Origin of the sequence: Nocardioides sp. (assembly GCF_035429765.1) — a bacterium.
Classification (GTDB): domain Bacteria; phylum Actinomycetota; class Actinomycetes; order Propionibacteriales; family Nocardioidaceae; genus Nocardioides.
Genome location: NZ_DAOMFK010000296.1, coordinates 1 through 1,161 on the forward strand (window position 1 = coordinate 1; position 1,161 = coordinate 1,161).

The 1,161-nt window shown below is 76.1% G+C and carries 1 protein-coding gene and 1 pseudogene; both read left to right on the forward strand.

Features of this window, described 5'->3' with window-relative positions:
- Positions 1-604 (forward strand): SCO7613 C-terminal domain-containing membrane protein (locus PLP61_RS16410; protein ID WP_502889100.1); only part of this gene is annotated, 604 nt, incomplete at its 5' end.
- 234 nt (positions 605-838) lie between these two features.
- Positions 839-1,161 (forward strand): annotated as a pseudogene (locus PLP61_RS16415) (ATP-dependent helicase); the annotation flags it as partial.

Sequence of the window (1,161 nt, forward strand, 5' to 3'; positions counted from 1 at the left end):
CGCCGCGTTCGCCGAGAGCGACTCGCGCGGCCTGCTCACCCTGGCGGTGGAGCTCACGGTCGCCGGCACCGCGGTGTCCGCGTCCGCGCTGCTGCACCCGCACCGGCGCCGGGCCGGCTGGCTGGGCGGGCTGCTCCTGGTGCTGGCCAGCTGGGTCCGCCTCTACGACCTGGGGGTGCACGCCCCGGAGCCCTACACCCTGCCCGCCGCTGTCGCCCTCACCGTGGTCGGGCTCCGGCGGCTGCGCCGCGACGAGGGGGCGGGGACGGTGGTGGCCCTCGGGCCCGGGCTGACCCTGGCGACGGTGCCCTCGCTGCTCTCGGCGCTGGAGGAGCCGGTCTCCTGGCGCGCGGTGCTGCTGGGGCTGGGCTGCCTGGCGCTGGTGCTGGGCGGTGCCCGGCTGCGCTGGCAGGCCCCGCTCGTGGTCGGCGCGGTGGTCGGCGCCGTCCTGGTGCTGCGGGAGGTCGCGCCGTACGCCGCGGAGCTGCCCTCCTGGGTGCTGATCGCCGCGGCCGGGACGGTGCTCACCGTCGTGGGGGTGACGTGGGAGAGACGGCTGCGCGACGTGCGCACGGCGGAGGCGTACCTGGCCCGGCTGCGCTGACCGGACCGCCTGCTCCGAGAAGTCGCCCCGGCGAGCCGACAGGCGCTACCATGGAACCAGTTCCGGTCCCCACGTAGACCTCGCGCTCCGCCAGATCCGTGGGACCCGGGGCCACGTCGCGGGGCAGCCGCCCGGGCCACTCCGCTCGACGTTTCGATCATCCCCGGGCGCCGGTCACGGAGGGGTACCGACCCACCTCGAGCGGCGTACGGGGACGCTCCAGAGGAGGAGTCCGTGGCTCGACGAGGCCAGCGCCAGTCCGGCGCTCGCCGGCCCGCCCAGCGCGACCGGAGGCGGGTCCGCGACCTCGACAACGAAGGGATCATCCCCGTCCTGGCCCGCGCGGTGCGCGAGGTCGAGTCGGCGGTGCAGCGCGGCCGGGTGATGTCGTCGGTGCGCACCAAGTTCCAGGTGGTCGGCCTGCTCGTGCGCGAGGAGAGGGCGCACGTCAAGGCCGACGACACCAGCAGCGAGGCGCACCGGGCCGAGCAGCTCAAGCGGCTCGACGGCATCGCCACGATCCTGGCGAAGACCGCCGCGCGGGACACCTCGCTGCT